This is a genomic window from Roseburia amylophila, assembly GCF_025567465.1.
In the GTDB taxonomy this organism is placed as follows: Bacteria; Bacillota; Clostridia; order Lachnospirales; family Lachnospiraceae; genus Roseburia_C; species Roseburia_C amylophila.
On sequence record NZ_JAOQKI010000021.1, the window covers coordinates 1 to 24,410 of the forward strand.

Below are 24,410 nucleotides of genomic sequence, written 5' to 3' on the forward strand. Positions count from 1 at the left end.
TAAACCGCCTTCAGCCCTTTATTTTCAAGGCTTGAAAGCGGTTTTCATCAACACATTTTGTCCTATAACTCTGCTTTTATAAATCTTTAAGCACATCATCATAAAGGGCATCTAACATTTCCTTCAACTGCTTTTCAATGGTATCAAAATAAATTTCTGCTGTATCGTTGTCAAATTCCATCTCATTGCCGATTTCCATCACAATGTCAAGGATTCCGCTGTTCAACTCATCAATTGCATTTTCCACAATCTCTTCAAAAGTGCAGTAGGCATCGCCTGTCATATGCACAATAAAATCTTTCTTATCTATCTTTCCACGGAATTTGTATTCATCGGTAAAAAGGCTCCAGCCATCTCCGGCTGCCTCCCGCATCTCATTCCGAATGGATTTATAATCCAGTGGTACATAGTTCTGCTTAAAAAATTCTTCAAAAGATGCTTTATCTTTATATTCTTCCATTCCAATTCCTCTGTCTGTCTAAATTTCCTGTAAATGTTCTAACGCCTGCTCCGGCAAAATGCATTTTCCATGCTCCATAATATATGCCCGGGTCGGTCCATGCGCATAAATATCATCTGCAAATTCCAAAGAAGCACTTAAAAGACGACAAAGCTGTTTATCACTAAGTTCTCCCTTCTCAAGCAAAAGATAATAAGCATCCTCTCTGGTCAGATAATAAAGACTGCTCTTCATCGGCAGTTCCAGACGAACGCCCTTGGCATAAAAAATTGCACGTTCCATGCTTGCAAAGCAAAGCTGATAAAAATTCCGGTCTTTTAGTGTAAAGCCACCGGTAGACTGTTTCTTATCTGTGCTTTCTTCTGCCTTGGAATCTGACTGCTCCGGCTGTATTTCTGCAATGCCTTCATCCGTATGATTCTGATTTGCCAGCTCTTTTGACGTCTGTTTCAGCTTTTCAATATCAGGAGCATTCTTAACCAGACTTTCTACTGCAGACTTCAGATTTTCCAACATATTGCTGATGCCAAGCTCCGGCTTCTCAGAAAAAGTAAGTGCCAGCGTATGCTCCGGCAGTACTGCAACCTGAATGGTAATATTTCCACCCTGTACTTTATATCCGACCTCTTCTTCTGCCATGGAAATAATCTTACGCAGAAACGATTCTGTTCTTCCGTCATTCTGCAGAAAATCATCTACTTCCAGCCCATTTTCCATTAATTCTTCTTCTGAAATAATACAGCGCACCGTATCCACATCGATTCTTTTAAATCTCATAAACAATCACCTGCCATTATTCTCGCTGCGTTTTCCCTTATTTGTAACCTTACTATACACTAAAAGCCCTTTCTTTTCAACCGGAAAGCTTTTATAATATAGGTATCCAAGGTATTAAGCCCGTAAACAGCCGGCAATTCCATAATACGGTAAAGGAGGAGCATTATGCACCGGATTATCTTTCATATTGATGTCAATTCTGCTTTTTTAAGCTGGAGTGCTGTCGACCGCCTAGAGCATGGTGAAACTTTAGATATCCGCACTATACCGGCAATTATTGGCGGTGACTCTGCTACAAGACACGGTGTGGTTCTTGCCAAGTCTGTGCCTGCCAAAGCCTATAAGATTGTCACCGGCGAACCGGTTGCCAATGCTTTACGCAAATGTCCTACCCTTATGCTGGTTCCGCCGGATCATGCCATGTACCAAAGAAAAAGCCATGCACTTATGGAACTGCTACATACCTACACCAATGATATCGAGCAGCTTTCCATAGATGAATGTTTTCTTGACTTTACGCCCATTGCCCACCGGTATGAATCTCCTCTTGCAGCAGCCAAAATCATTTCTGCAAATATTAAATCACGATTTGGTTTTACCGTTAATATTGGAATTGCTCCAAATAAGCTTCTGGCGAAGATGGCAAGCGATTTTACCAAGCCGGATCGGATTCACACTCTTTTTCCGGATGAAATTGCAAAAAAAATGTGGCCGCTTCCGGTGGATGATCTCTACATGGTAGGGCATTCCAGTGCTGCCCGGTTGAAAGCACTTGGCATCCGTACCATCGGAGAACTTGCAGCCACTGACCCGGATTACCTCCGGCAGGAATTCAAAAGCCACGGCACACTGATGTGGGAATATGCCAATGGAATCGGAGATGACCATGTGCATTCTACCAAGCGGGAAGCCAAGGGGATTGGCAATTCCACCACTTTAAAGGAGGACGCCCGCACCTTAGCAGATGCAAAAAAGGTTCTGCTCTCTCTTTCCGAATCTGTATCCATTCGCCTCCGGAAAGAAAAAATGTTAGCCCAGAGTATTACGGTAGAAATCCGCTATCATGATTTTACCAATACTTCCCACCAGTGCAGTCTCCTCTCAGCCACAAATACTACAGATGCCCTATATAAAACTGCCGTTTCCCTTTTCCAGCAGCTCTGGAATAGTGAACCTGTCCGACTCCTTGGCATCCGTACCAGCCGTCTGCTTCCTGAAGATGCACCGGTGCAGCTTTCTATTTTTGATTATGCAGCCGATTCATCGGCATCTGCCATGATTTCCACAGAAAGTACAGCTTCCAGCAGTCCGCTCCCAGATGGCAATAAAAAAAGCTGCACCCAGATGCCTTCTGCCAATAAGCAAAAGCAACTGGATGCAGCCATTGATTCTATTCGGAAACGTTTTGGGTCGAAGGCTCTTGTCCGGGGGAGTTTTCTTCCGTCTCCTGAGTCAGATCCGAAAAAGAATCATCCATCGGACTGACGTTTGAGATGGTATAGTAGAATAATGGATCCGGAAGTTCATCCTTATATCCATTATCGTTTAATATAAACTGGAAGGTTCTGTTACTGCTTCCCTCTGCATCACTATAGGTTAAGAGGGAGGCCGTTACAAGATAACTTCCATCCTCTTGTGCAATCCAGTCGTCAAGCTGTGCCTGCACCGTTGTATCCTCACCATAAGGCATCTGAAATGCCCCTTTATCTATAATGTAACTCTTACTTTCATTCTCATAGCGGATTGCAGTAAACTTCCTGCCAGAAGAAAAGTAAGTAAAAGTGCGCCTTTTCTTCCTTTTTTCGTGGTTCTCATCATGCATTTCTCCTTCCGTATACATAAGTTGCAAAATAAATGATGGCTGCTACAATCACAATCATCGGACCTGTTGCAACATTGGTAAAATAGGAAATCATCAATCCGAGCAATCCCGAAAACAGGGAAAAGATAACGGAAAATAAATGATATTCCCGCATGTTGACCGAAATATTCCGGCTTGCTGCTGCCGGAAGAATCAGCAGTGCATTGATGATCAAAATTCCAATCCATTTAATGGAAAGCATTACAATTAATGCAATAAAAATTGCAAAAATATTTTCTATCAGCTTCACCCGGATTCCCCGGCTCTTTGCCAGCGCCCGGTGCAGGCTTACCGCATTTAACTTATTAAATGCCACGCCCCAGAAAATCAGTGTTGCCGCAAAAATCAGAATCAGATAAATAATTTCCTTTTTAGAGATGCTTAAAACATCACCTACCAAAAGGCTGGAATATTTGCTGAAATTGCCACCTTTCGATAAGATGGCCAGTCCCACAGCAATACACGCTGAAGAAAAAACGGAGATAATCGTATCTCTGGATGCCGATGCTTTACTGCTGATATAGTTTAGTAATAATGCAAAAATTACTGCAAAAATAATCATGGATAAGGTCGTATCTGCAACTCCCATCACAACGCCAAGAGCAATTCCCGTCAATGCAGAATGACCTAATGCATCTGAGAAAAATGCCATTTTGTTATTTACAATCATGGTTCCAAGGATTCCAAACAATGGTGTGATAATCAGGATTGCGATAAATGCATTCCGCATAAATCCATAAGACCACCACGCGGTAAAAAATTCTATCATCCCCGCACCTCCATATCTGTAAATACCTGTTTAAAAGCAGCACTGTCATAGACTTCCTTCGGTGTTCCCTGGGTCAGCACTTTGCCATCTATGAGAACCACATGGTCTGCATATTTTCTTACATAATCAAGGTCATGGGAAATCAGTAAAACTGCCAGGTCAAAATTTTCCTTCAGATATTCGATATTCCGATAAAATAACTCCATCCCATTCTGGTCAATACCAGACACCGGCTCATCCAAAAGCAGCAGATTCGGTTCATCCATCACTGCCATGGAAAGAAGTACACGCTGTAATTCCCCACCGGAAAGATTACATACCTGCTTGTCAATCAAATGCTCGGCTTCAAACATTTTTAAGCTTTCTTTGATTTCCTGATATAGTTTTTTGCTCTTATATAAAAATACCGGCCGGTTGGACTGATAGCTTGCAATCATATCATAGACACTGACCGGAGTAGATTTCTCGATATTTAGATTCTGTGGTACATAACCAATCTTAAGCTTCTGGATATGACCATTTTCCCTGTCCTTAAATTCAATGCTTCCCGTGTGTGGAATGTCATTTAAAATAGCCCGGATCAGAGTTGATTTTCCTGCTCCGTTCCGACCAATCAGTACCGTCAGTGTTCCACAATGAATATGCAGATTCACATCTGACAATATCTGCTGTTCTCCAATAGTAACACCCAGATGGTTGATCCGGATACAATGCAGTCCACATGGTTTTACTATTTTTCTCATTCTGCAAAAGCCTCCTTCAGCAGTTCCATATTATGTCTCATTGCATCAAGATAGCTGTCCTTTTCATACTCCCCGCGGGTTAAGGTATCAAGATAACATACTTTCGCATCGGTCTCCCGTTCTACCGTATCTCCCATATCTTTGCCATAGAGTTCTTCTGCCAGCACCACTGATATATCATTCTTTTCAATGGCTCCCATCACATCTGCCACTTCACCGGCACTGACCTGACGCTCCTCATCCAAATCCATGGTATAGGAAATCTCCATATCGTAGTCCTCTGCCACATAGGTATAGGCTTCATGGAAAATAACAATATGCTTTCCTGCTAATTCTTCCTTTAAGGACTGCTGCTCTCTCTCTAAATCCTCAAGCTTTGCCAGGTACTCCTTTGCATTGCTTTCATAGGCATCCTGATGCTTCGGATCTATCCTGCAAAGACCTTCTAAAATATTTTCCACCTGCTGTTTATATAACGCAATGCTCATCCATGCATGGGCATTCACATCTCCGTGATTGTGTCCATCTTCATGAGTATCCTCGGTATCTCCGTGGATATGCTCCTCTGCTGCATCTTCATGGGCATCTCCGTGAGCATGTTCCTCTCCTTCATCCTCTTCGGACAAAAGATTAAGTCCCTCGCAGGCATTTACAATGGAAAGATTCTTATAATCTGCTGCCACATCCGATAAAAAAGATTCGATTCCGCCACCATTTACAATAAACACATCTGCACCGGAAAGGAGCTTCATGTCTGCCGGAGTCAGCTGGTAATCGTGAAGGCAGCCGGTCTGCGGCTCACTGAGATTCTGCAAATCCACACCCGGAGTGTCTCCGATGACATTCATTGCTGCAATATACATCGGATAAAAGGATGTTACTACCGTAAGTTCACTATCCTGCTGTTTTGTCTCTTCTTTTACATATAATTGTGTCAGTCCTGCACCAGTCAATAAAAGTACCAGCAGAAGAACCGTTACAAATACATATTTATTCTTCATAGCCAACAGCCTCATCCATAATCTGCCAGATTTCTTCCCTGCCCTGCTTGGTTACTGCAGAAAATGGAACAATTACCGTTCCCGGTTTTACTTTCAGACCTTCTTTTACTGCCTTGATACATTTTGGCACCTGGCTTCTCTTCAGCTTGTCCAGCTTGGTTGCCACAATAACCGGATCAAAGCCCTGATGGATAATCCAGTCATACATCAGTTTATCATTGGCAGACGGGTCATGCCTGATATCAATTAATAAGAATACCCGGCGCAGCTGCTTTGAGGTATGCAGATAATTTTCAATCATTTTACCCCATTTTGCTTTCTCACTCTCTGCTACTTTCGCATAACCATATCCCGGCAAATCCACCAGATACATGGCATCATTGATATTATAGAAATTAATGGTCTGTGTCTTTCCCGGCTGTGCAGAGGTTCTTGCAAGGGATTTCCGGTTCATCAGTGCATTAATTAATGATGACTTTCCAACATTGGATTTTCCTGCAAATGCCACCTCCGGCAATGTATTCTCCGGAAGCTTACTGGTAACACCACACACCGTTTCCAAGTTTACTTCTTTTATAACCATTTTCTGCTCCTTTACTACTCTTTTACAAAAGCAATCTTTAAGATATCTTCGATGGTATCTGCATAGACAATTTCTAAATCCTTTTTAATCTCTGCTGAGAGTTCCTCGATATCTTTTTCATTTTTTCCCGGCACACAGACTGTCCGGATACCGGCATTTTTCGCTGCTAATGTTTTCTCTTTTAATCCACCAATCGGAAGCACTCTGCCGCGGAGGGTAATCTCTCCTGTCATGGCAACATCAGCACGCACCTTTTTCCCGGTAATGGCAGAAAGCATTGCGGTTGCCATGGTAACACCGGCGGACGGTCCATCCTTTGGTACGGCTCCTTCCGGAATGTGGATATGTATATCATGTCTGGTAAAGAAATCGTCCGGTATCTGATACTGCTCACTGACAGAACGGATATAACTGATTCCAGCCTGTGCAGACTCTTTCATGACATCGCCAAGCTGTCCTGTCAGTTTAAATTCACCTTTTCCCGGCATTACATTTACTTCGATTTCTAATGTATCACCACCGACACTGGTCCATGCCAATCCCCGGACAATACCAACCTCGTCCTTCTCATTCTTCTTATCAAAGGTATATTTCTCTTTGCCAAGATAATGTTCTAAGTTCTTTGTGCTTATAGTAACTTTCTTTTTCTTGCCCTCGTAAATCTCTCTTGCTGCTTTTCTGCAGATTTCACCGATTTTGCGTTCTAAGTTACGCACACCGGCTTCTCTTGTATAGCTGCGAATCAGCTGCTCAATTGCACCATTCTGGAATGTAAGCTCTGATTCCTTTAAGCCATTTTTCTCAATCTGCTTTGCTATAAGATGCTCTTTTGCAATGTGAGCCTTTTCATTTTCCGTATAACTGCTTACCTCAATCAGCTCCATACGGTCTAACAGAGGTCTTGGTATTGTCTGTACGGAATTGGCTGTCGCAATAAACAATACCTCAGACAAATCTACCGGAAGCTCCACATAGTGGTCCCTGAAATAGCTGTTCTGCTCATTATCCAATACTTCCAGCAGTGCAGAAGATGTATCTCCCTTATAATCACTGCTTACTTTATCAATCTCATCTAAAAGCATCAGCGGGTTCTTTACTCCGGCACTCTTTAAACCATTAATAATTCTGCCCGGCATTGCCCCCACATAGGTCTTTCTGTGTCCACGAATCTCTGCCTCATCACGGACACCGCCGAGACAGATTCTGACATACTTTTTATTCAATGCTTTTGCCACAGAACGGGCAATGCTTGTCTTGCCGGTTCCAGGAGGTCCCACCAGACAGATAATTGGACTTTCTCCTTTATGAGTCAGATTCCGGACTGCTAAGAATTCCAGCATACGCTCTTTTACTTTTTCCAGTCCGTAGTGGTCTTCGTCTAAAATTTTCTCTGCATTAGCTAAATCTTTATTATCCTTAGAAGCCTTATTCCATGGCAGTTCCAGCAATGTCTCAATATAGCCTCTGCTGACTGCACTTTCCGAAGAACTGGATGCAATATTCTTAAAACGCTCAATCTCTTTTTTAATTCTCTCTTTGACCGTCTTATCTGCCTTCAGCTTCTTTACTTCCTCTAAAAAGTGTTCCGCATCTGACTGTGTATTATCCTCACCTAGTTCTTCCCGAATCAGTTTCATCTGTTCCCGCAAAAGATATTCCTTCTGATTCTTATCCACGCGTTCTTTCACCTTCGCCTGAAATTCATTTTTCAGAGAAATAACTTCTACTTCATTCAGCAGAATTGCCATTAAAGTCTCATACTGGGAAGTGAGATCTACTGCCTCTAAGATTTTCTGTTTCTGGGTATAATAAAGCGGCAGATTGTATGCAACCTGCTGCATCAAAGTTCCAACGTCCTGCTGTTCTTCTACCTGACGTAAAAATTCTTTGCTCATATGTCCATTGGCTTTTTGATATTTCAGTACGGTTTCCCTGATACAGCGAAGCATTGCTTCCTTCGCTTCCGGCATCAGTTCTTCCTCTTCTGCCGTTTTTTCATCAAAAAGGATGACCTCTGCCATCAGATACTTCTCCTGTGACAGAAAAGAGGCTAACTCGCCTCTTTCCAATCCTTCTACCAAAACACGCACGATTTCATTTGGCATCTTTATTACCTGCTTTACTTCAGCAATAACACCAATCTGATATAAATCATCCCTGGCCGGCTCCTCTACGGAAGCATCCTGCTGTGTAATCAGGAATATTTTCTGGTCTCCAACCATCGCCTCTTCTATGGCATGAATGGAACGGTCCCTGCTAATATCAAAATGAGCCACCATTCCCGGCAGAATGGTCATTCCACGAAGTGCAACTGCCGGTAAATGAATTACTGTCCTGCTCATCCTTTTCTCCTCTTATTTATACGTTATGATATTCTATCTTCGCTTTCTTGTCTTCTACCGTTTCTTTTGTAATGGTGCATTTTACAATACTCTCATCAGAAGGAATCTGATACATTAAATCCATCATGGTATCTTCCATAATTGCACGAAGTCCACGGGCACCGGTCTTACGGGCTAAGGATTTCTCTGCAATTGCTTCTACTGCATCATCTTCAAATTCCAGCTCTACGCCGTCAATTTCAAACAGCTTCTTATACTGCTTAATCAGTGAATTCTTCGGCTCCTTTAAGATACGGATTAACGCTTCCTTATCCAGCTGCTCTAAGGATACATTTACCGGAACACGTCCGATAAACTCCGGAATCAGACCGAATTTAATAAAATCTCCCGGCAGTACCTGCTTTAAGACTTCGCTCAGATTACGCTCGGTACGGTCTGCAATATCTGCGTTAAAGCCAATGGATTTCTGATCCATACGCTGCTCGATAATCTTCTCTAATCCATCAAATGCTCCACCACAGATAAATAAAATATTCGTAGTATCAATCTGGATTAATTCCTGCTGTGGATGCTTTCTTCCACCCTGTGGTGGAACGGAAGCCACAGTTCCCTCTAAGATTTTTAATAATGCCTGCTGTACACCTTCACCGGACACATCTCTGGTAATGGATACATTTTCGGATTTCTTCGTAATCTTATCAATCTCATCGATGTAAATGATTCCGCACTGGGCGCGCTCGATATTGTAATCTGCTGCCTGAATCAGTTTCAGAAGGATATTCTCTACGTCTTCACCGACATATCCTGCTTCTGTTAATGTGGTGGCATCTGCAATGGCAAACGGTACATTTAAGACTCTTGCCAGTGTCTGTGCCAGAAGGGTCTTACCGGAACCGGTCGGTCCTAACATCAGAATGTTACTCTTCTGCAATTCCACATCATTCATATCTACATCAGAAGTAATTCTTTTATAGTGATTATATACGGCTACAGAAAGGACTTTTTTGGCTTCGTCCTGACCGATTACATATTCATCTAAGAATTTCTTCATCTCTTCCGGTTTAATCAGGTTGATTTCTTCTAAATCTTCCTTTCCTTTTCCGGAAATCTCCTCATCTTCGAATTCCTCCTCTATGATTTCTGCACAAATGTCCACGCATTCATCACAGATATATGCACCGTTTGGTCCTGCAATCAGCTTGCGCACCTGATCCTGTGATTTTCCGCAAAAGGAACATCTGATTTTGTCCTCGCTATTTCTTCCTGCCATCTTTCCACCTCGATTATTTCCATCTATCTTTTCTAAATCCTTCGTAAAAAAGGTAAAGGCTGCCCGTAGTCGAATTCCGCATATGTGCTTCGGATAATCCGCCCAGAGACAGCCTCTTTCCTATTTCTCTTATCTTGCTGTAATTACACCGTCAATCAGGCCATACTCCTTTGCCTCTTCTGCGGACATATAATAGTCACGCTCTGTATCTGCGGCAATTACATCATATGGCTTTCCGGTATTTGCAGCTAAAATCTCGTTCAAACGTTTCTTGGTCTTTAAGATATTCTCTGCTGCAATCTGAATCTCAGTTGCCTGTCCTTTTGCTCCACCGGAAGGCTGATGTATCATAATCTCTGCATTTGGTAATGCAAATCTCTTTCCTTTTGTTCCACCGGACAACAGGAATGCACCCATACTGGCTGCAAGTCCGATACAAATTGTAGATACATCACATTTGATATACTGCATGGTATCATAAATTGCCAATCCGCCTGTTACAATTCCACCCGGAGAATTGATGTATAACTGAATGTCTTTTCCCGGATCTTCGGACTCTAAGAATAAAAGCTGTGCCACTACCAGACTGGCTGTGGTCTCATTTACCTCTTCACCAAGGAAAATAATTCTATCCTTTAATAATCTGGAGTATATGTCGTAACTACGCTCTCCTCTGCTGGTCTGTTCAATGACATAAGGTACTAAACTCATATGATAACCTCCATTTCTACCATACATTCTGCTGCAACTTTATCTCTGGTTCAAGTGGTTTGCGTAAAACAGACCGACCTGATTCCAAGTCAGTCTGTCTCTTTACGTGCTTCTCTTATGCTTCTGCGTTAGCTGCTGCTTCTGCCTCTTTTTCTTTTTTAGTCTTAGCTTTTGCTCTTTCTTTTACATTGTCCATGATGAACTGAACTGCTTTTTCAATTGCAATATCACGTTTCATGGATTCTTTCTCGTCATCGCCAACATACTCTTTGAGCTTATCAGCTTCCATTCCGTATGCTTTTGCCATCTTCTCGATTTCAGCATTTACATCATCTTCTGTAATCTCGAAGTTTTCTTCTTTTGCAATCTGTTCTAATACTAAGCTGCTCTGGATTCTTGTTAATGCTTCCGGACGAACCTGCTCTTTCATCTTGTCCATAGTCATTCCAGAGAACTGCATATACTGGTCAAAGCTTAATCCCTGCTGGGCAAGTCTCTGAGCGAATTCCTGAATCATATTCTGTACCTGGGATTCAATCATTGCATCCGGGATTTCCATCTCAGATTTCTCGATAATCTTCTTGATTGCTTCATCCTCTTTGGTACGTTTTGCATTGTTCTCTTTGGTCTCTTCTAAGTTCTTCTTCACGCTCTCTTTATATTCTTCTAAAGTTTCGAATTCAGAAACATCAGATGCGAACTCATCGTTTAACTCTGGAAGTTCTTTTGTCTTAATCTCGTTAATCTTAACTTTGAATACTGCTGGTTTTCCAGCTAAGTCTTCTGCATGATATTCCTTCGGGAATGTAACGTTTACTTCTACCTCATCGCCAGTGTTCTTTCCTACTAACTGATCTTCGAATGTATCGATGAAGGAATGGGAACCGATCTCTAATGGATGATTCTCTCCTTTTCCACCTTCAAATGCGACACCGTCTACGAATCCTTCGTAGTCGATAACTGCTGTATCACCTTCTGCAACAGGTCTGTCTGTTACAGTTACAGTTCTTGCATTGTTATTTCTTTCTCTCTCTAATGCTTCTGCAACTTCTTCATCAGATACGGATGTGTCAATCTTTGTTACAGTTACACCATTATATTTGCCAAGTTTAACTTCTGGTCTCTTTGCAACTTCTGCTGTGAAGATGAATGGTTTTCCTTTTTCTAACTGAACCACATCAACAGTTGGCTGGGAAACGATATCTACACCGCTCTCATCGATTGCTGCCGGATAAGCTTCCTGCATCATGATATTTGCAGCATCTTCATAAAAGATTTCCGGACCATACATTTTCTCTACCATAGCCATTGGAACTTTTCCTTTACGGAATCCAGGGATGCTGATTTTGTTTTTCTGCTTATTGTATGCAGCTTTCAAAGCCTCTGCCACTTTATCTTCTGCCACTTCAATTGTAAGCTTTACCATATTTTTCTCTAAATTTTCAACCTGTACACTCATTCTCGTTTCTTCCTCCTTATAACTATATATAAAATATACATGTACAAATATTTTCTTATCTTACGACTGCTCCCCTAAAAATAGGCATACTTAGAGCTACTAACAGTCATTTAGAGATTATAACACACCGTTTGTAAAATTACTAGCTTTTTTTTCGGTACAAGATTTCAACCAGATTTCAATTGGTGACAGTCATGTAAAAAGCCCCCGGGAAATGCACTTTTGCACTTTTCCCGAAGGCTTTTTGTCTTTCTTCTTATTTAGACATCTGCTCTTCCTGTCTCATGATCATTTTCTTAACCATTTCTCCACCGATAGAGCCAGCCTGTCTGGATGTCAGGTCACCGTTGTATCCCTCTTTTAAAGGTACTCCGATTTCAGATGCAACCTCCTGTTTAAAACGGTTCATTGCCTCTTTTGCCTGTGGCACTGCCATCTGGTTACTTGAATTAGAACTGTTTGTTCCGCTCATTTGTTTCTACCTCCATAGTTTCTTCTCTTTGTTATCTATTTTCAGATAAGCTTTTGTTCGTTGCTTATCCTGTTTTTAGTATGGCTTCCAGAGAATAAATTATGTTGGTAAGTTCTGGTTATTTTTATTTAAAATACATGATATTTGCTTCCATTGCATCAATATCTGCCTGTGGATCCAGCCACTTTACAATAGCCATGGCAAATTCAATGGCTGTTCCCATGCCCCGGCTGGTAACGATGTTGCCATCTACTGCAACTTTTTCTGCTCCGACCCTGGCTCCAAGAAGCTTTTCTTCAAAACCCGGATAGCTGACTGCATGTTTACCCTCTAATATTCCATTCTCACCCAATACGCTTGGTGCAGCACAGATTGCTGCAGTAAGTTTGCCGCCTGCTGCATAAGATGTAAGCACTTTCTTTACAATTTCATGCTTTCCGAGATTTAAGGTTCCAGGCATTCCGCCCGGCAGTACAATTCCATCATAGCTGTCAAAATCAGCTTCCTCTGCCAGTACATCTGCTGCAAACGTAATTCCGTGGGCTCCTGCCACTTCTTTCTTTCCGGTAATGGAAATCATATCAATCGCAATTCCTGCTCTGCGTACCACATCCACTACGGTAAGTCCTTCAATCTCTTCACAGCCATCCGCCATAAAAATACCGATTTTCTTCATACTTATCTTCCTCCTGTTTTCTATTCTCTTCTGATATTACATTTTCTGATATTAAATTTTCTAACACGAAATTTTTCTATGCTGTCTCTTATGTTAGCATGGTTACTGCGCTTTTTCAATTCCATGGTTGCAGTGGATTTTAAAATATTTTACAATAAATGTATCATTATTTTCCTGACTATATGGAGGCTATTATGGAAATTGAACGTAAATATTTAATTGATGAGATTCCTTTTGATTTAAAAGACTATTCCTGCAAAGTCATTGAGCAGGGGTATCTCAATACGGACCCTGTAGTGCGGGTGCGCCGCTCCAATGACAAATATATTCTTACTTACAAAGGCTCCGGTCTTATGGTGCGGGAAGAATATAATCTTCCTCTGAATGAAGAGGCTTACCGGCATCTGATTCAAAAAGCAGATGGTATTATCATTTCCAAGAAGCGCTATCTGATTCCATTGACTGGCAGGCTGACCATTGAGCTTGATATTTTCGAAGGAGACCTTGCTCCGTTAAAATTAGCCGAAGTGGAATTTGAAACAAAAGAAGAAGCTGAATCCTTCCTTCCACCGAAGTGGTTTGGGAAAGATGTCACCTTCTCCTCTGATTATCACAACAGCACTTTGAGTCGTGTGGGACTGCCTACCTAAGGCGGGTAGTCTCATAACGGCACATGGTTGCCACGCACTGCTTTAACTGTATATAACGGTCGGTTAAATCTCCTTCCGGAATTACCACATCCAATACTACGGAAAAATCATTAATCAGACGGTCTGTAATATCATTTTCCATCTCATTTAAAATCTTATATTTCTCCTCATAGGTATCTGCATCTAAGAAACGTAGCAGGAACGGATTCGCCTGCTCTTCGGATTCTACTGCATCCGGTGCAGCTTCTGTTACGGCTGCCTCTGTTTTCTGCTGTTCCGGTGCTTCTTCCTGCAGTTTTACTTTTTCAAATCTGTATTTCTGCTCTGCTGCCGGATATTTCTCATGGTCTACTTCGCTTACAAACATGGCAAGCGGTCTTGCATATACTTTATAAGCTCCGTAAAGTGCCTGATAAATCACCAGTTCTTCTCTTGTTTCGCTGTGTGTTGCTATGGCTACAATCTGATATAATTTTCCTTTAAAATGTCTGTAAATCTCCCCGGTTGCCGGTCTTCTGTCTTCCATTGCTGTCATCCTCCACTTATCTATGCTCTTTACTGTAATTCAAAACGGTTTAACATTTCAATTCCTTCTGCCACAAAATCTCTTTCAAAATTCAGATTACCGCTGAAGCCAGTTACCATCAGCTCCTGCACTTTCTTCATATTATCACTTTGTGGAATATCATAAGTAAATTCCATCGGTTCTATTACTTCCATGGCAGACATTTCCTCTGCAGCTGCAGACTGATATTTTTCCGCCAGCCGGTTCTTTAACTGTTGCTGTGCCTGCTGTCTGTTCATCTGCGGATCAGGTGCCTGCTGATACATGGGATGCGGCTGGACTGGTGCCTGTTGGTATGCCCGCTGCGGCTGGGCTGGTGCCTGCTGATATGCCCGTTGTGGCTGGTTCATGGTCTGCTGATATGTACGCTGCGGCTGGTTCATCTGTGGACGATATATCTGCTGTGGCGGCCGCCCCATAGCCGGATTATTTCCACGCCTGTTTTGATTATTGCTTTGCTTTACACTCTGGGACAAAGCAACATATATGATAATAATGATAAATACAATAAAAAGTCCCATATAAAAACCTTCCTTTTTCTATCCTTTTCAAGTTTTTTCTTTTCAAGTTTACCCTATTATTTTATTATACTCAAACAAACCAGCTAAGACAACAACTGATTCTATAATTTTTTCTTGCTGTCAGACTGTCTTTTCTGGACAAAGCGGAGTAGAATTACTATAATAGATAAATAAGATTTATCGAAAATTATTTAAATCAGGAATAGGAATTTTATTATGTTTGGGAAATTTGAAAAACGTATGTCCGGTACACAGATGATAGCGCTTGGTTTTCTATTGCTCATCTTTATCGGAACCATACTTCTGATGCTTCCGGTTTCCAGCCGGAATGGTGAATGGACTCCATTTATAACTGCCCTTTTCACCTCAACCAGTGCTACCTGTGTAACCGGTCTGGTTCTGGTTGACACCTTTACCCACTGGAGCATTTTCGGACAGCTTGTTTTATTAGTTCTGATTCAGATTGGTGGTCTTGGTTTTATCACCATTGGTATTACTGTTTCTTTGATATTACGCAAGAAAATCGGGCTGAAACAGCGTGGTCTTATTAAAGAAAGTTTAAACACCCTTGAAATCGGCGGTGTCGTGCGGCTTGTCCGCCGTGTCATCGGAGGCACGTTTCTTTTTGAAATGTCGGGTGCATTCATTCTGACACTGCGTTTTCTGAAAGACATGGATGTTTTACATGCCATCTATTATGGTATCTTCCATTCTATTTCAGCTTTTTGTAATGCAGGATTCGATTTAATGGGGCGTTACAGTCCATTTTCATCCATTACCAGATTCTACAATGATCCTGTAGTAATTCTTACCATCAGTGCCCTGATCCTGATTGGTGGTATCGGTTTCTTTGTATGGAATGACCTTAGGGAACACGGGCTGCATTGCCGCCACTATGCTCTGCAGACCAAAATGGTTTTAAGTGCTACTGCAGTCTGCCTCTTTGGCGGCACGCTGCTCTTTTATCTTTTTGAGCATAACCGCTTATTTGCCGGTATGAGTTTCGGAGAACAGCTTTTGAATTCTTTCTTCTGTACTGTTACCCCACGAACTGCCGGTTTTAACGCTGTTGATAATGGTGCATTAAGCGAAAGCAGCAAATTTCTTTCTATTGTATTTATGTTTATCGGTGGTGCCCCGGGTTCTACCGCCGGCGGTGTAAAGGTTACAACCATATTTGTTCTATTGTTATCCGTACGTTCCACCTTAACCCGTACTACCGGAACAAATATTTTCGGACGCAGACTGGAAGAATCTGTTATCACCAAATCAGTCGTCGTCCTTATGTTCCAGTTGACGCTGGCACTCAGCGCCACACTGGCAATTACTGCTATTTCCGGTTATCCAGTCATTGATGTGGCTTTTGAAGCATTTTCAGCTCTTGACACTGTCGGAATGTCAACCGGTATTACAAGCAGCCTTAGTACCAGCTGTCATATCATTCTAATTCTGTTAATGTATTTAGGACGACTGGGAAGCCTTTCCTTTGCCTTATCATTTACGGATAAGAAAAGGATTGCGCATGTGATGCAGCCGGTAGAAAAAATCAATGTCGGTTAATATCAAATATCTTGATTATACTAGGAGGATTCTATGAAATCATTTTTAATTATTGGACTGGGCCGATTTGGCACTCACCTTTGCAAAGACTTATCAAAACTGGATAATGAGATTATGGTTGTGGACGAGAATGAAGCCGTAATGGAAGATGTTCTCTCTTTTGTCACCAGTGCAAAAATTGGCGACTGCACCAATGAAAAAGTACTTGCCACTTTAGGTGTTGGCAATTTTGACGTCTGCTTTGTCTGTATCGGAAGTAATTTCCAGAGCAGCTTAGAGATTACAAGCCTGCTTAAGGAAATGGGTGCCAGATATGTCGTCAGCAAAGCAAACCGTGATATTCATGCCAAATTTCTGCTGCGGAACGGTGCTGACGAAGTTATCTACCCTGACCGGGATATCGCAGAAAAAATTGCAGTCCGTTTCTCTGCCGATCAGGTCTTTGACTACTTTGAATTAGGCGGTGGCTTCTCCATTTATGAGATTCCGCCATTACCGGAATGGATTGGAAAGAGTATTAAGGATCTAAATTTCCGTGCCTGCTATCATGCCAATATCATCGGTATTAAAACAGATGGTGTCATGAGCCTGCTGCCGGATGCCAATTATATTTTTAAAGACACGGACCATCTGATGGTATTAGGCCACAGAAATGACATCGATAAAATTTTAAAGAAACTGTAAAACTACAGAAAACATGCTTTGCAAGTCCAGCGTTTTCCCGCTGCCCGCATAAGCATCGAAAGAAGAGGTATCCGATGCCCGAATCATCAGATACCTCTTCTTTCTCATATTCTGCTGCAATATTGTTCCTAAGGCTGCTCTGCCTCACTGATTTCTAAATATGCTTTTACAACCTGTACCAGCTTCTCATAGCTTAAGGATGTAGTGTCCAGACAGAAATCGTAATTTCTGGCATCATTCCACTCCCTGCCGGTATAGTATTTGTAATAGTCTGCACGATATTTATCAATCGTGTCTATCTTCTTTTCAATATCCTTCTTAGTCCCGCCATTCTGCTGCATGACACGTTCAATGCAGTCCTTACGCGGTGCGTAGAAAAACAGACTCTTTACATAATCACAATCTTTTAAAACATAATCCGCACAACGTCCGATAATAATGCAGGACTCTTCTTTGGCTACCTCACGGATAATTTTCGCCTGATAGTTAAAGAGATTGTCGTTGGATACAAACTCATCACTATCCGGTGGAAGCACTTCCCCATGATATGCTTTCTTCGCAATACGAAAGAGTGGCATCTTACGCAGTTTCTCATCTGCCTCTCCAAACAATGCCTCATTGATTCCGCTTTCATCGGAAGCCATTCTTATTAACTCACGGTCATAGCAATGAATTCCAAGTTCTTCTGCCAGCTTCTTACCCAGCGTTCTTCCGCCGCTTCCATAACTTCTTGCAATGGTTATTACCGTATGTTTCATATTTAACACCTACTCTCCTAAATATGCCTTTTTAATAGACTCATTATTCATAAGCTCTTTGGCATCACCGCTCAATACAATTTTACCTGTTTCCAGTACATATGCACGGTCTGCAATCGATAATGCTTTCTTTGCATTCTGTTCTACCAGAAGAACCGTTGTACCGGATGCAGATATTTCTTTGATAATGTTAAAAATCTCTTCTACAAAGATTGGAGACAATCCCATGGACGGCTCATCCATAAGGATGATCCTCGGCTTACTCATCAATGCCCGGCCCATGGCAAGCATCTGCTGTTCACCACCACTTAAGGTTCCCGCCAGCTGATTCTTACGTTCCTTTAATCTTGGAAAACTCTTGTATACACGCTCTAAAGACTCTGCAATTTCCTGCTTATCTTTTCTGGTATATGCACCCAGCTTTAAGTTCTCATATACAGAAAGCTCTGCAAATACACGTCTTCCTTCCGGAACATGTGCCATTCCCATGGATACAATCTTGTGTCCCGGAACCTTGGTGATATCTGTTCCTTCAAAAAGAATACTTCCCTTTTTGGCACTGAGCATTCCGGTGATTGTCTGCAGTGTAGTTGTCTTACCTGCACCATTGGCTCCGATTAATGCAATGACTTCTCCTTCATTGACATCAAAGGAAATCCCTTTAATTGCCTGAATCACGCCATAATATACTTCCAAATCTTTTATTTCAAGCATTGCCATTTTATCATCCCTCCTATTCACCCAGATACGCCTTGATAACCTGCGGATTATTCAATACGTCACTGGTATTTCCGCTTGCCAGTACCTGCCCGAAGTTCAATACAGTCAGTTTCTCACAGATACCGGATACCAGTTTCATATCATGTTCAATCAGAAGAATGGTCATATCAAATTCATCCCTTACAAAGCGGATGGTATCCATTAATTCTTTGGTTTCATTTGGGTTCATGCCGGCTGCCGGCTCATCTAAAAGCAGAAGCTTTGGTTCGGTTGCCAATGCTCTTGCGATTTCCAGTTTACGCTGTTTACCATATGGAAGATTGGATGCCAGATAATCTGCTTCATCCTCAAGATCAAATACCTTTAACAGCTCCATTGCCTTTTTATTCATCTCTGCTTCTACTTTAAAATATTTCGGAAGTCTTAGGATTCCGGTTAAAGTAGAATAGGTATGATGATTATGCAGTCCGACTTTTACATTATCCAGCACGGACTGGTCTTTAAAAAGGCGGATATTCTGAAAGGTTCTTGCAATTCCGGCTTTATTAATATCTATGGTTTTCTTTCCGGTAATATCTTTTCCATCCAGTACAATGCTTCCATCATCCGGTTTGTATACACCGGTAAGCATATTAAATACGGTTGTTTTACCTGCACCGTTCGGTCCAATCAGTCCGTATAACTGACCTTTTTCAATCTGCATTTCAAATCCATCTACCGCACGGAGTCCACCGAAGGAAATTCCAAGATTCTTTACTTCTAACATTGCCATCTTATTGTACCTCCTTCGTTTTCTTTGCAAATAAATTCTTCAAAGAATGTGTCTGTCTCCAGGTAATTGCTGCCGGTGCCCAGTTAAAGAGCATCATTGCAATCAGAACTACCGCATAAATCAGCATACGGTAATCACGCAGTCCACGCAATACTTCCGGAAGCATGGTCAGTACTACGGCTGCAATAATGGAACCACGGAAGTTTCCCATTCCACCGAGTACGACAAATACCAGAATCATGATGGACATATTGTATCCAAAGTTTGCCGGCTGGGCAATCAGACTGGAAAGGTTATGTGCATAAAGCACTCCGCCTGCTCCTGCGATTGCTGCAGAAATGGTAAATGCCATCAGTTTAAACTTTGTAATATTAATGCCAACGGATTCTGCTGCAATACGGTTATCACGGATTGCCATGATGGCACGGCCGCTTCTGGAATTAACCAGATTAAATACTACAAACAATGCAACCAGAATCAAAATAACACCGATTAAGAAAGTAGACTGTCTTGGTGTTCCGGTGATTCCCTTTGCACCATCGATAATCATTTCTCCGGTTCCCGACATATTAAGAGACTTGCTGTCATTGATTGCAAAATGCAGACCGTTTTCATCTTTTCCTACATAAAGAACATTGATGACATTCTTGATAATCTCTCCAAATGCCAGGGTTACGATTGCAAGGTAATCGCCTCTTAAACGAAGTACCGGAATTCCGATTAAGAATCCAAAGAATGCTGCAACAGCAGTTCCGATTAATAAAGCGATGATAAAACGCAGGGTTGGATTCATAGATGAATTTTCCATGCATCGGGTAAAGAAAGCACTGGAAAAAGCGCCGACACACATAAAGCCTGCATGACCAAGACTTAATTCACCCAGATAGCCTACACAGAGGTTCAATCCGATTGCAACGATAGAATAAGTACAAAGTGGTACCAAAAGTCCCTGCATCAGACTGGACATGCTTCCGGTTGCTACCAGAATCTGTACTACGGCAAAAATGACGATTACCATAGCATATGTAATCAAATTACTCTTTGTTGTCTTCTTCATTGTTTTTAAATTCATTTTACTCATTTCTGCCACCTACACTTTCTCATGGATTGGCTTACCAAGAATACCGGTAGGCTTAACCAATAACACGATAATCAATACGGCAAAAACGATAGCATCGGAAAGCTGTGAAGAAATATAAGCTTTTCCTAAGATTTCGATAATACCAAGAAGAATTCCTCCGATAAATGCTCCCGGAATGGAACCGATTCCACCAAATACAGCTGCAGTAAATGCTTTGATACCAGGCATAGATCCGGTATATGGAGTCAGTGTCGGATATGCTGAACACAATAACACACCTGCAATTGCTGCAAGTCCGGAACCAATTGCGAAAGTAAGTGAAATTGTCCCGTTTACATTTACCCCCATAAGCTGTGCTGCATCCTTATCCTCGGATACTGCCAGCATTGCCTGTCCTGCTTTTGTCTTTTTAATAAAAATCATCAGGCCAATCATGATAACAATACATGCAAGGACTGCCACTACCGTAACACCGGTTATGGTAATTCCGCCAATCTTGATATTCTGCAGTGGAACCACAGAACTAAAGGATTTGGTATCTGCGCCAAATATCAGTAATGCAATATTCTGCAGCAAATAGCTGACACCAATTGCGGTAATCAATACTGCCAGTGGAGATGCCTTACGCAAAGGCTTATATGCCACTTTTTCAATTATCACGCCAAGCACAGTGCAGACTACAACTGCAAGGATTACGCTCAAAAGCGGGTTCATGTTCATGCCGCTCATTGTCATAAATACGACATAGCAGCCAATCATGATAACATCACCATGGGCAAAATTCAGCATCTTAGCAATTCCATACACCATGGTGTAACCCAGTGCAATGATTGCATAGATGCTGCCAAGGCTGATACCGTTGATTAAATACGTTATGAATCTCATAACAACACCTCTTGCTTTCTCTTAGAATATATACCTCTATAATACATAAAAGGGGCTGCCATTGGCAACCCCTCTTTGGCTTATCTGATAAAATACATTACATTCCTACGTATTCACCATTCTGAATTACAACCGCTTTAGGATCTTTGTTTACTTCACCAGTTGCTGACCATGTCATTCCGCTACCTGTTGCACCATCAATGTTGACTTTTGTAATTGCGTCTTTCAATAAATCACAAATATCAGAAGCACTCATATCCGGTGTTGCATTTGCTTCTTCCAATGCTGCTTTGATTGCATAAATTGCATCATAAGCATCAGCTGCAAACTGGTTTGGTGTATCTTTATATTTCTCTTCATATTTAGAAACGAAGTTTGTAGTTTTTTCATCTTTCGAATCTGCTGCAAACGGTGTTAATAACATAAGTCCTTCTGCTAAAGAAGTATCGAAGTTCTTAACACCTAAGATTCCGTCCATACCGTCACATCCGAAGAATGTCGGTGCATATCCCATAGAATCTGCCTGGGTTAAGATAATAGATGCTTCTGTATAGTAGATTGGAAGGAATACCAGATCTGCTTCTGCATCTTTTGCTTTCTGTAACTGTGTAGAAAAATCTGTCTTGGAATCTGCAGTAAATGCTTCTTCTGCAACTACCTCAAAGTTCTGGTTTGCTGCTTCTTCTACGAATTTTGCTTCGATACCTGATGAATAGATATCTGAACTGTTGTAAATAATTGCCACTTTCTTGGCAAGGTTATTCTCACCGATATACTGTGCGGATTTTGTTCCCTGTGCAGGGTCTGTAAAGCATACCTGGAATACATTGTCGTTCTTGATTACATCTGTAGATGATGCAGATGGTGTAATCTGGAACATATTATCTGCTGCAGTTAAATCTGCCACAGATACACAAGGACCTGTTGTAACAGTTCCCATTAATACCTGCATACCCCAGTCTTTTAAGGTGTTGTATGCGTTTGCTGCCTTTTCAGGGTCTCCCTGATCATCCTGGAAATTATATTCAATCTGATGACCGTTAATTCCACCGGCTTCATTAATCTCATCGACAGCAATCTGTGCACCGTTCTGAACGGCTGTTCCGTAAATTGCTGCATCACCGGTAACCGGTCCAATTCCTCCGATATAGAATGCATCTTCATTTTTTGCTTCTTTTGAGCCACAACCTGCAAGGCATCCAACTGCCATCGCTGCGACCAGTATTACACTGACTATTTTTTTCTTCATAATAGTTCCTCCTTTAACTCCTAGGTTTCATGTGCCTTATCTTACTACATGAAAATTTGAAAAGCAATACTCATTTTCCCTGCTACTCCTTGATTTTTCTAGGTTTTTCATGTCCTTTGCCGCGTTAAAGTGCTAAAGACACATTGATTTTACTAGGTTGATTTATTTTAATATATAACCATAGGTTATATATCGCATTCCAAACCGGTATAGTTTAAAACTGCTCATAAATAAACGCCGGTGCTGCAGAATCCTTTGCCAGCATAAAATGCATCCATAGAATCATCAGCAGCAGGTAAAAGAAAATCACTTTACCAAGAAATACTGCCTTCTCATTCTGTCTTATCTTTCCGATAAAATTCATAAATCGCTTCATTTAAATCTACCAGTCCTTTCAATGCTGGATGGGAATTATCCTCAAAGTAATACTCCGTATATTCATTTCCACTTAAATCGGCACACTGCACACCATAATCTTCTGCTATGCATCTTATCTTTTCATAAAATGTGCTCCGCTCTTCTGCCATCAGCTCCGTATAATCATACCAGTATCCGTTAAAGGGAAGGATTACTACCAAAGGCTCGATTCCCTCCTCCCTGCAAATTGACAGAAAACATTCCAAATCCGAAAATTCCATGGAATCCAAGGTGTACTTCGGATTCTTATGTTTTCCATTGGCAATCAGCGTCTGGTACGTTCCTTTATATACGCTGTCAAACATGCCATAGTCGTTGCCATCCGAAAGCTTATGTCCTTCTGTTTCAGCTTCCTTTCGAAGCTGCTCCCAGGTAGCCTGTGACAGCTTTGCACCACTTTCCTTGCTCCTATGATTGCTGATTCCATCCATCAGTGCCTCTGCCATCACTTTATAATTATTCTTTTCTTCCAACAGTACCTTATGAAAATCTGCTTTTTTCTGCTCCAGCCAGCCTAGTTGTTCTGCTGTATTATCATCCTTCGGCTGATACCATTCCCTGGCTTTTTTTACTTTTTCTGACATAGTTTCATTATCTGCCATGATATTTTGCAGTCTGCCATTGATATAATCTTTGGTTTCCTGACTGATATCCGGATTTTCCAGCAATGCAATATATTCTTCTTCTGAAAAAGCAGCTTCAAACGCCGTGGATTTTACTCCATTTTCTTTAAACCACTGGGGCGAAACGATTAATACTGCCTTCTTATTGGCTGCCTGACTGCCCACCGCGCCCAGCGTAATGGCATGGGTCAGGCTCTGATACCCTGCTTTTCCTACATAAATGGGATCCATATCCGCGCCATCAAAAATCGTATCTCCATGGAATCCACTGCCCTGTCCATGCCGCAGCTCCGAAGAGCCGAATATCAGCACTGCATTTTCATCGGCTGCCATCTTCTTTAATGTACTGCCGCTTTGGGATTTTGCATCACTGACCCAGGTGCCTGCTTTTCCCTCTGCCGAAAAACCTCTGCCGCTGTATAAATGCAGTCCCACTATCGTAAGTGCGCATAACAGCAGCGAAACTGCAAATGCCTTTATCGTTTTCATGCTTACTTCTCCTGTGCTTTCGCTTCTACCAGCGCGATAATTTTCTCCGGTGTATCCATATCCTCTCTTGTTACTTCCGATGGTGAAATTACAACACCAAGGTTATCCTCAAGTTCCACCAGAAGTTCTACAAAGCTTAAGGAATCCAGTAAATCCTCTTCAAAAAGATTCATCGTAAGGTCTTCCCGGATGCTGTCATCCTCACATACTTTTTCAATAATATCCAAAATCTTTTCTTTCATCTTATAATCTCCTTTTTCTCTTTCTATTTTTCTTTGCAAACGATTCTGCATCTAAAATTTTTCTTCTATA

At 41.6% G+C, this 24,410-nt stretch carries 28 protein-coding genes; 4 read left to right on the forward strand and 24 right to left on the reverse strand.

From position 1 onward, the window contains the following. Window positions 1-76 precede the first annotated feature (76 nt). A complete protein-coding gene (locus OCV43_RS11595; protein WP_022243433.1) occupies window positions 77-460 on the reverse strand; it encodes a hypothetical protein in 384 nt (127 codons plus the stop codon). An 18-nt stretch (window positions 461-478) separates the two neighbouring features. Continuing rightward, a complete protein-coding gene (locus OCV43_RS11600) occupies window positions 479-1,237 on the reverse strand; it encodes an adaptor protein MecA (protein WP_117947575.1) in 759 nt (252 codons plus the stop codon). Window positions 1,238-1,402: 165 nt separating this feature from the next. Between OCV43_RS11600 and OCV43_RS11605 the strand changes: the two genes are divergently transcribed. Further along, the gene (locus OCV43_RS11605) at window positions 1,403-2,722 is read left to right on the forward strand and encodes a DNA polymerase Y family protein (protein ID WP_262624162.1); all 1,320 of its coding nucleotides are present in this window, start codon (window positions 1,403-1,405) and stop codon (window positions 2,720-2,722) included. Here OCV43_RS11605 and OCV43_RS11610 read toward each other — a convergent pair. The 11 genes from OCV43_RS11610 to OCV43_RS11660 form a co-directional block, all read right to left on the reverse strand. After that, entirely contained in the window at window positions 2,628-3,059 is a 432-nt protein-coding gene (locus OCV43_RS11610) for a hypothetical protein (RefSeq protein WP_262624163.1), read from the reverse strand. The genes OCV43_RS11605 and OCV43_RS11610 overlap by 95 nt on opposite strands. After that, window positions 3,052-3,867, reverse strand: coding sequence for a metal ABC transporter permease (locus OCV43_RS11615; RefSeq protein ID WP_022243438.1), 816 nt, complete (start codon window positions 3,865-3,867; stop codon window positions 3,052-3,054). The genes OCV43_RS11610 and OCV43_RS11615 overlap by 8 nt, the downstream gene beginning before the upstream one ends. Continuing rightward, complete coding sequence (locus tag OCV43_RS11620; protein ID WP_262624164.1) at window positions 3,864-4,610, reverse strand: metal ABC transporter ATP-binding protein; 747 nt, start codon at window positions 4,608-4,610, stop codon at window positions 3,864-3,866. Before OCV43_RS11620 ends, OCV43_RS11615 begins: the two co-directional genes overlap by 4 nt. Further along, window positions 4,607-5,611 (reverse strand): metal ABC transporter substrate-binding protein, encoded by a 1,005-nt coding sequence (locus tag OCV43_RS11625; protein WP_262624165.1) that lies wholly within the window; start codon window positions 5,609-5,611, stop codon window positions 4,607-4,609. The genes OCV43_RS11620 and OCV43_RS11625 overlap by 4 nt, the downstream gene beginning before the upstream one ends. Beyond that, the gene (gene yihA, locus OCV43_RS11630; protein ID WP_022243441.1) at window positions 5,601-6,194 is read right to left on the reverse strand and encodes a ribosome biogenesis GTP-binding protein YihA/YsxC; all 594 of its coding nucleotides are present in this window, start codon (window positions 6,192-6,194) and stop codon (window positions 5,601-5,603) included. Before yihA ends, OCV43_RS11625 begins: the two co-directional genes overlap by 11 nt. 14 nt (window positions 6,195-6,208) lie before the next feature. Continuing rightward, window positions 6,209-8,536 (reverse strand): endopeptidase La, encoded by a 2,328-nt coding sequence (lon, locus tag OCV43_RS11635; RefSeq protein ID WP_262624166.1) that lies wholly within the window; start codon window positions 8,534-8,536, stop codon window positions 6,209-6,211. Window positions 8,537-8,552: 16 nt separating this feature from the next. Beyond that, window positions 8,553-9,806 (reverse strand): ATP-dependent Clp protease ATP-binding subunit ClpX, encoded by a 1,254-nt coding sequence (gene clpX / locus OCV43_RS11640; protein ID WP_262624167.1) that lies wholly within the window; start codon window positions 9,804-9,806, stop codon window positions 8,553-8,555. 129 nt (window positions 9,807-9,935) lie between these two features. Continuing rightward, window positions 9,936-10,517, reverse strand: coding sequence for an ATP-dependent Clp endopeptidase proteolytic subunit ClpP (gene clpP, locus OCV43_RS11645; RefSeq protein WP_022243444.1), 582 nt, complete (start codon window positions 10,515-10,517; stop codon window positions 9,936-9,938). Between the two features lie 115 nt (window positions 10,518-10,632). Next, window positions 10,633-11,976 (reverse strand): trigger factor, encoded by a 1,344-nt coding sequence (gene tig, locus OCV43_RS11650; protein ID WP_117841693.1) that lies wholly within the window; start codon window positions 11,974-11,976, stop codon window positions 10,633-10,635. 256 nt (window positions 11,977-12,232) lie between these two features. Beyond that, window positions 12,233-12,448, reverse strand: coding sequence for an alpha/beta-type small acid-soluble spore protein (locus OCV43_RS11655; RefSeq protein WP_118639767.1), 216 nt, complete (start codon window positions 12,446-12,448; stop codon window positions 12,233-12,235). A 124-nt stretch (window positions 12,449-12,572) separates the two neighbouring features. Continuing rightward, complete coding sequence (locus OCV43_RS11660; RefSeq protein WP_262624168.1) at window positions 12,573-13,124, reverse strand: DJ-1 family glyoxalase III; 552 nt, start codon at window positions 13,122-13,124, stop codon at window positions 12,573-12,575. Window positions 13,125-13,318: 194 nt separating this feature from the next. Between OCV43_RS11660 and OCV43_RS11665 the strand changes: the two genes are divergently transcribed. Further along, the gene (locus OCV43_RS11665; protein WP_117698534.1) at window positions 13,319-13,774 is read left to right on the forward strand and encodes a CYTH domain-containing protein; all 456 of its coding nucleotides are present in this window, start codon (window positions 13,319-13,321) and stop codon (window positions 13,772-13,774) included. Here the strand turns inward: OCV43_RS11665 and OCV43_RS11670 are convergent. Both OCV43_RS11670 and OCV43_RS11675 read right to left on the reverse strand, forming a co-directional pair. Next, entirely contained in the window at window positions 13,767-14,300 is a 534-nt protein-coding gene (locus OCV43_RS11670; protein WP_262624169.1) for a DUF1653 domain-containing protein, read from the reverse strand. The genes OCV43_RS11665 and OCV43_RS11670 overlap by 8 nt on opposite strands. 29 nt (window positions 14,301-14,329) lie before the next feature. After that, window positions 14,330-14,860 (reverse strand): hypothetical protein, encoded by a 531-nt coding sequence (locus tag OCV43_RS11675; protein WP_227701448.1) that lies wholly within the window; start codon window positions 14,858-14,860, stop codon window positions 14,330-14,332. A 216-nt stretch (window positions 14,861-15,076) separates the two neighbouring features. Here OCV43_RS11675 and OCV43_RS11680 point away from each other — a divergent pair, with 216 nt between their 5' ends. Both OCV43_RS11680 and OCV43_RS11685 read left to right on the forward strand, forming a co-directional pair. Then, entirely contained in the window at window positions 15,077-16,420 is a 1,344-nt protein-coding gene (locus OCV43_RS11680; RefSeq protein ID WP_117947582.1) for a TrkH family potassium uptake protein, read from the forward strand. Window positions 16,421-16,453: 33 nt separating this feature from the next. Continuing rightward, window positions 16,454-17,104 carry a potassium channel family protein gene (locus OCV43_RS11685; RefSeq protein WP_022243452.1) on the forward strand — a complete coding sequence of 217 codons (651 nt, stop codon included), beginning with the start codon at window positions 16,454-16,456 and terminating at the stop codon, window positions 17,102-17,104. A gap of 128 nt (window positions 17,105-17,232) precedes the next feature. On the opposite strand, the gene OCV43_RS11690 is transcribed toward OCV43_RS11685, so the two are convergent. The 9 genes from OCV43_RS11690 to dltC form a co-directional block, all read right to left on the reverse strand. Beyond that, window positions 17,233-17,862, reverse strand: coding sequence for a cytidylate kinase-like family protein (locus OCV43_RS11690; RefSeq protein ID WP_022243454.1), 630 nt, complete (start codon window positions 17,860-17,862; stop codon window positions 17,233-17,235). Window positions 17,863-17,871: 9 nt separating this feature from the next. Then, window positions 17,872-18,582 (reverse strand): ABC transporter ATP-binding protein, encoded by a 711-nt coding sequence (locus tag OCV43_RS11695; protein ID WP_117698529.1) that lies wholly within the window; start codon window positions 18,580-18,582, stop codon window positions 17,872-17,874. 13 nt (window positions 18,583-18,595) lie between these two features. After that, the gene (locus OCV43_RS11700) at window positions 18,596-19,354 is read right to left on the reverse strand and encodes an ABC transporter ATP-binding protein (protein WP_227710541.1); all 759 of its coding nucleotides are present in this window, start codon (window positions 19,352-19,354) and stop codon (window positions 18,596-18,598) included. A gap of 1 nt (window position 19,355) precedes the next feature. After that, the gene (locus tag OCV43_RS11705) at window positions 19,356-20,435 is read right to left on the reverse strand and encodes a branched-chain amino acid ABC transporter permease (RefSeq protein WP_227710542.1); all 1,080 of its coding nucleotides are present in this window, start codon (window positions 20,433-20,435) and stop codon (window positions 19,356-19,358) included. Between the two features lie 9 nt (window positions 20,436-20,444). Then, entirely contained in the window at window positions 20,445-21,320 is an 876-nt protein-coding gene (locus OCV43_RS11710; protein WP_022243458.1) for a branched-chain amino acid ABC transporter permease, read from the reverse strand. Window positions 21,321-21,417: 97 nt separating this feature from the next. After that, a complete protein-coding gene (locus OCV43_RS11715) occupies window positions 21,418-22,569 on the reverse strand; it encodes an ABC transporter substrate-binding protein (protein ID WP_262624170.1) in 1,152 nt (383 codons plus the stop codon). A gap of 214 nt (window positions 22,570-22,783) precedes the next feature. After that, a complete protein-coding gene (locus OCV43_RS11720; RefSeq protein WP_117698525.1) occupies window positions 22,784-22,933 on the reverse strand; it encodes a teichoic acid D-Ala incorporation-associated protein DltX in 150 nt (49 codons plus the stop codon). Beyond that, a complete protein-coding gene (gene dltD, locus OCV43_RS11725) occupies window positions 22,902-24,098 on the reverse strand; it encodes a D-alanyl-lipoteichoic acid biosynthesis protein DltD (protein WP_262624171.1) in 1,197 nt (398 codons plus the stop codon). The genes OCV43_RS11720 and dltD overlap by 32 nt, the downstream gene beginning before the upstream one ends. 2 nt (window positions 24,099-24,100) lie before the next feature. After that, the gene (gene dltC, locus OCV43_RS11730; RefSeq protein ID WP_117947585.1) at window positions 24,101-24,340 is read right to left on the reverse strand and encodes a D-alanine--poly(phosphoribitol) ligase subunit DltC; all 240 of its coding nucleotides are present in this window, start codon (window positions 24,338-24,340) and stop codon (window positions 24,101-24,103) included. Window positions 24,341-24,410: the final 70 nt, after the last annotated feature.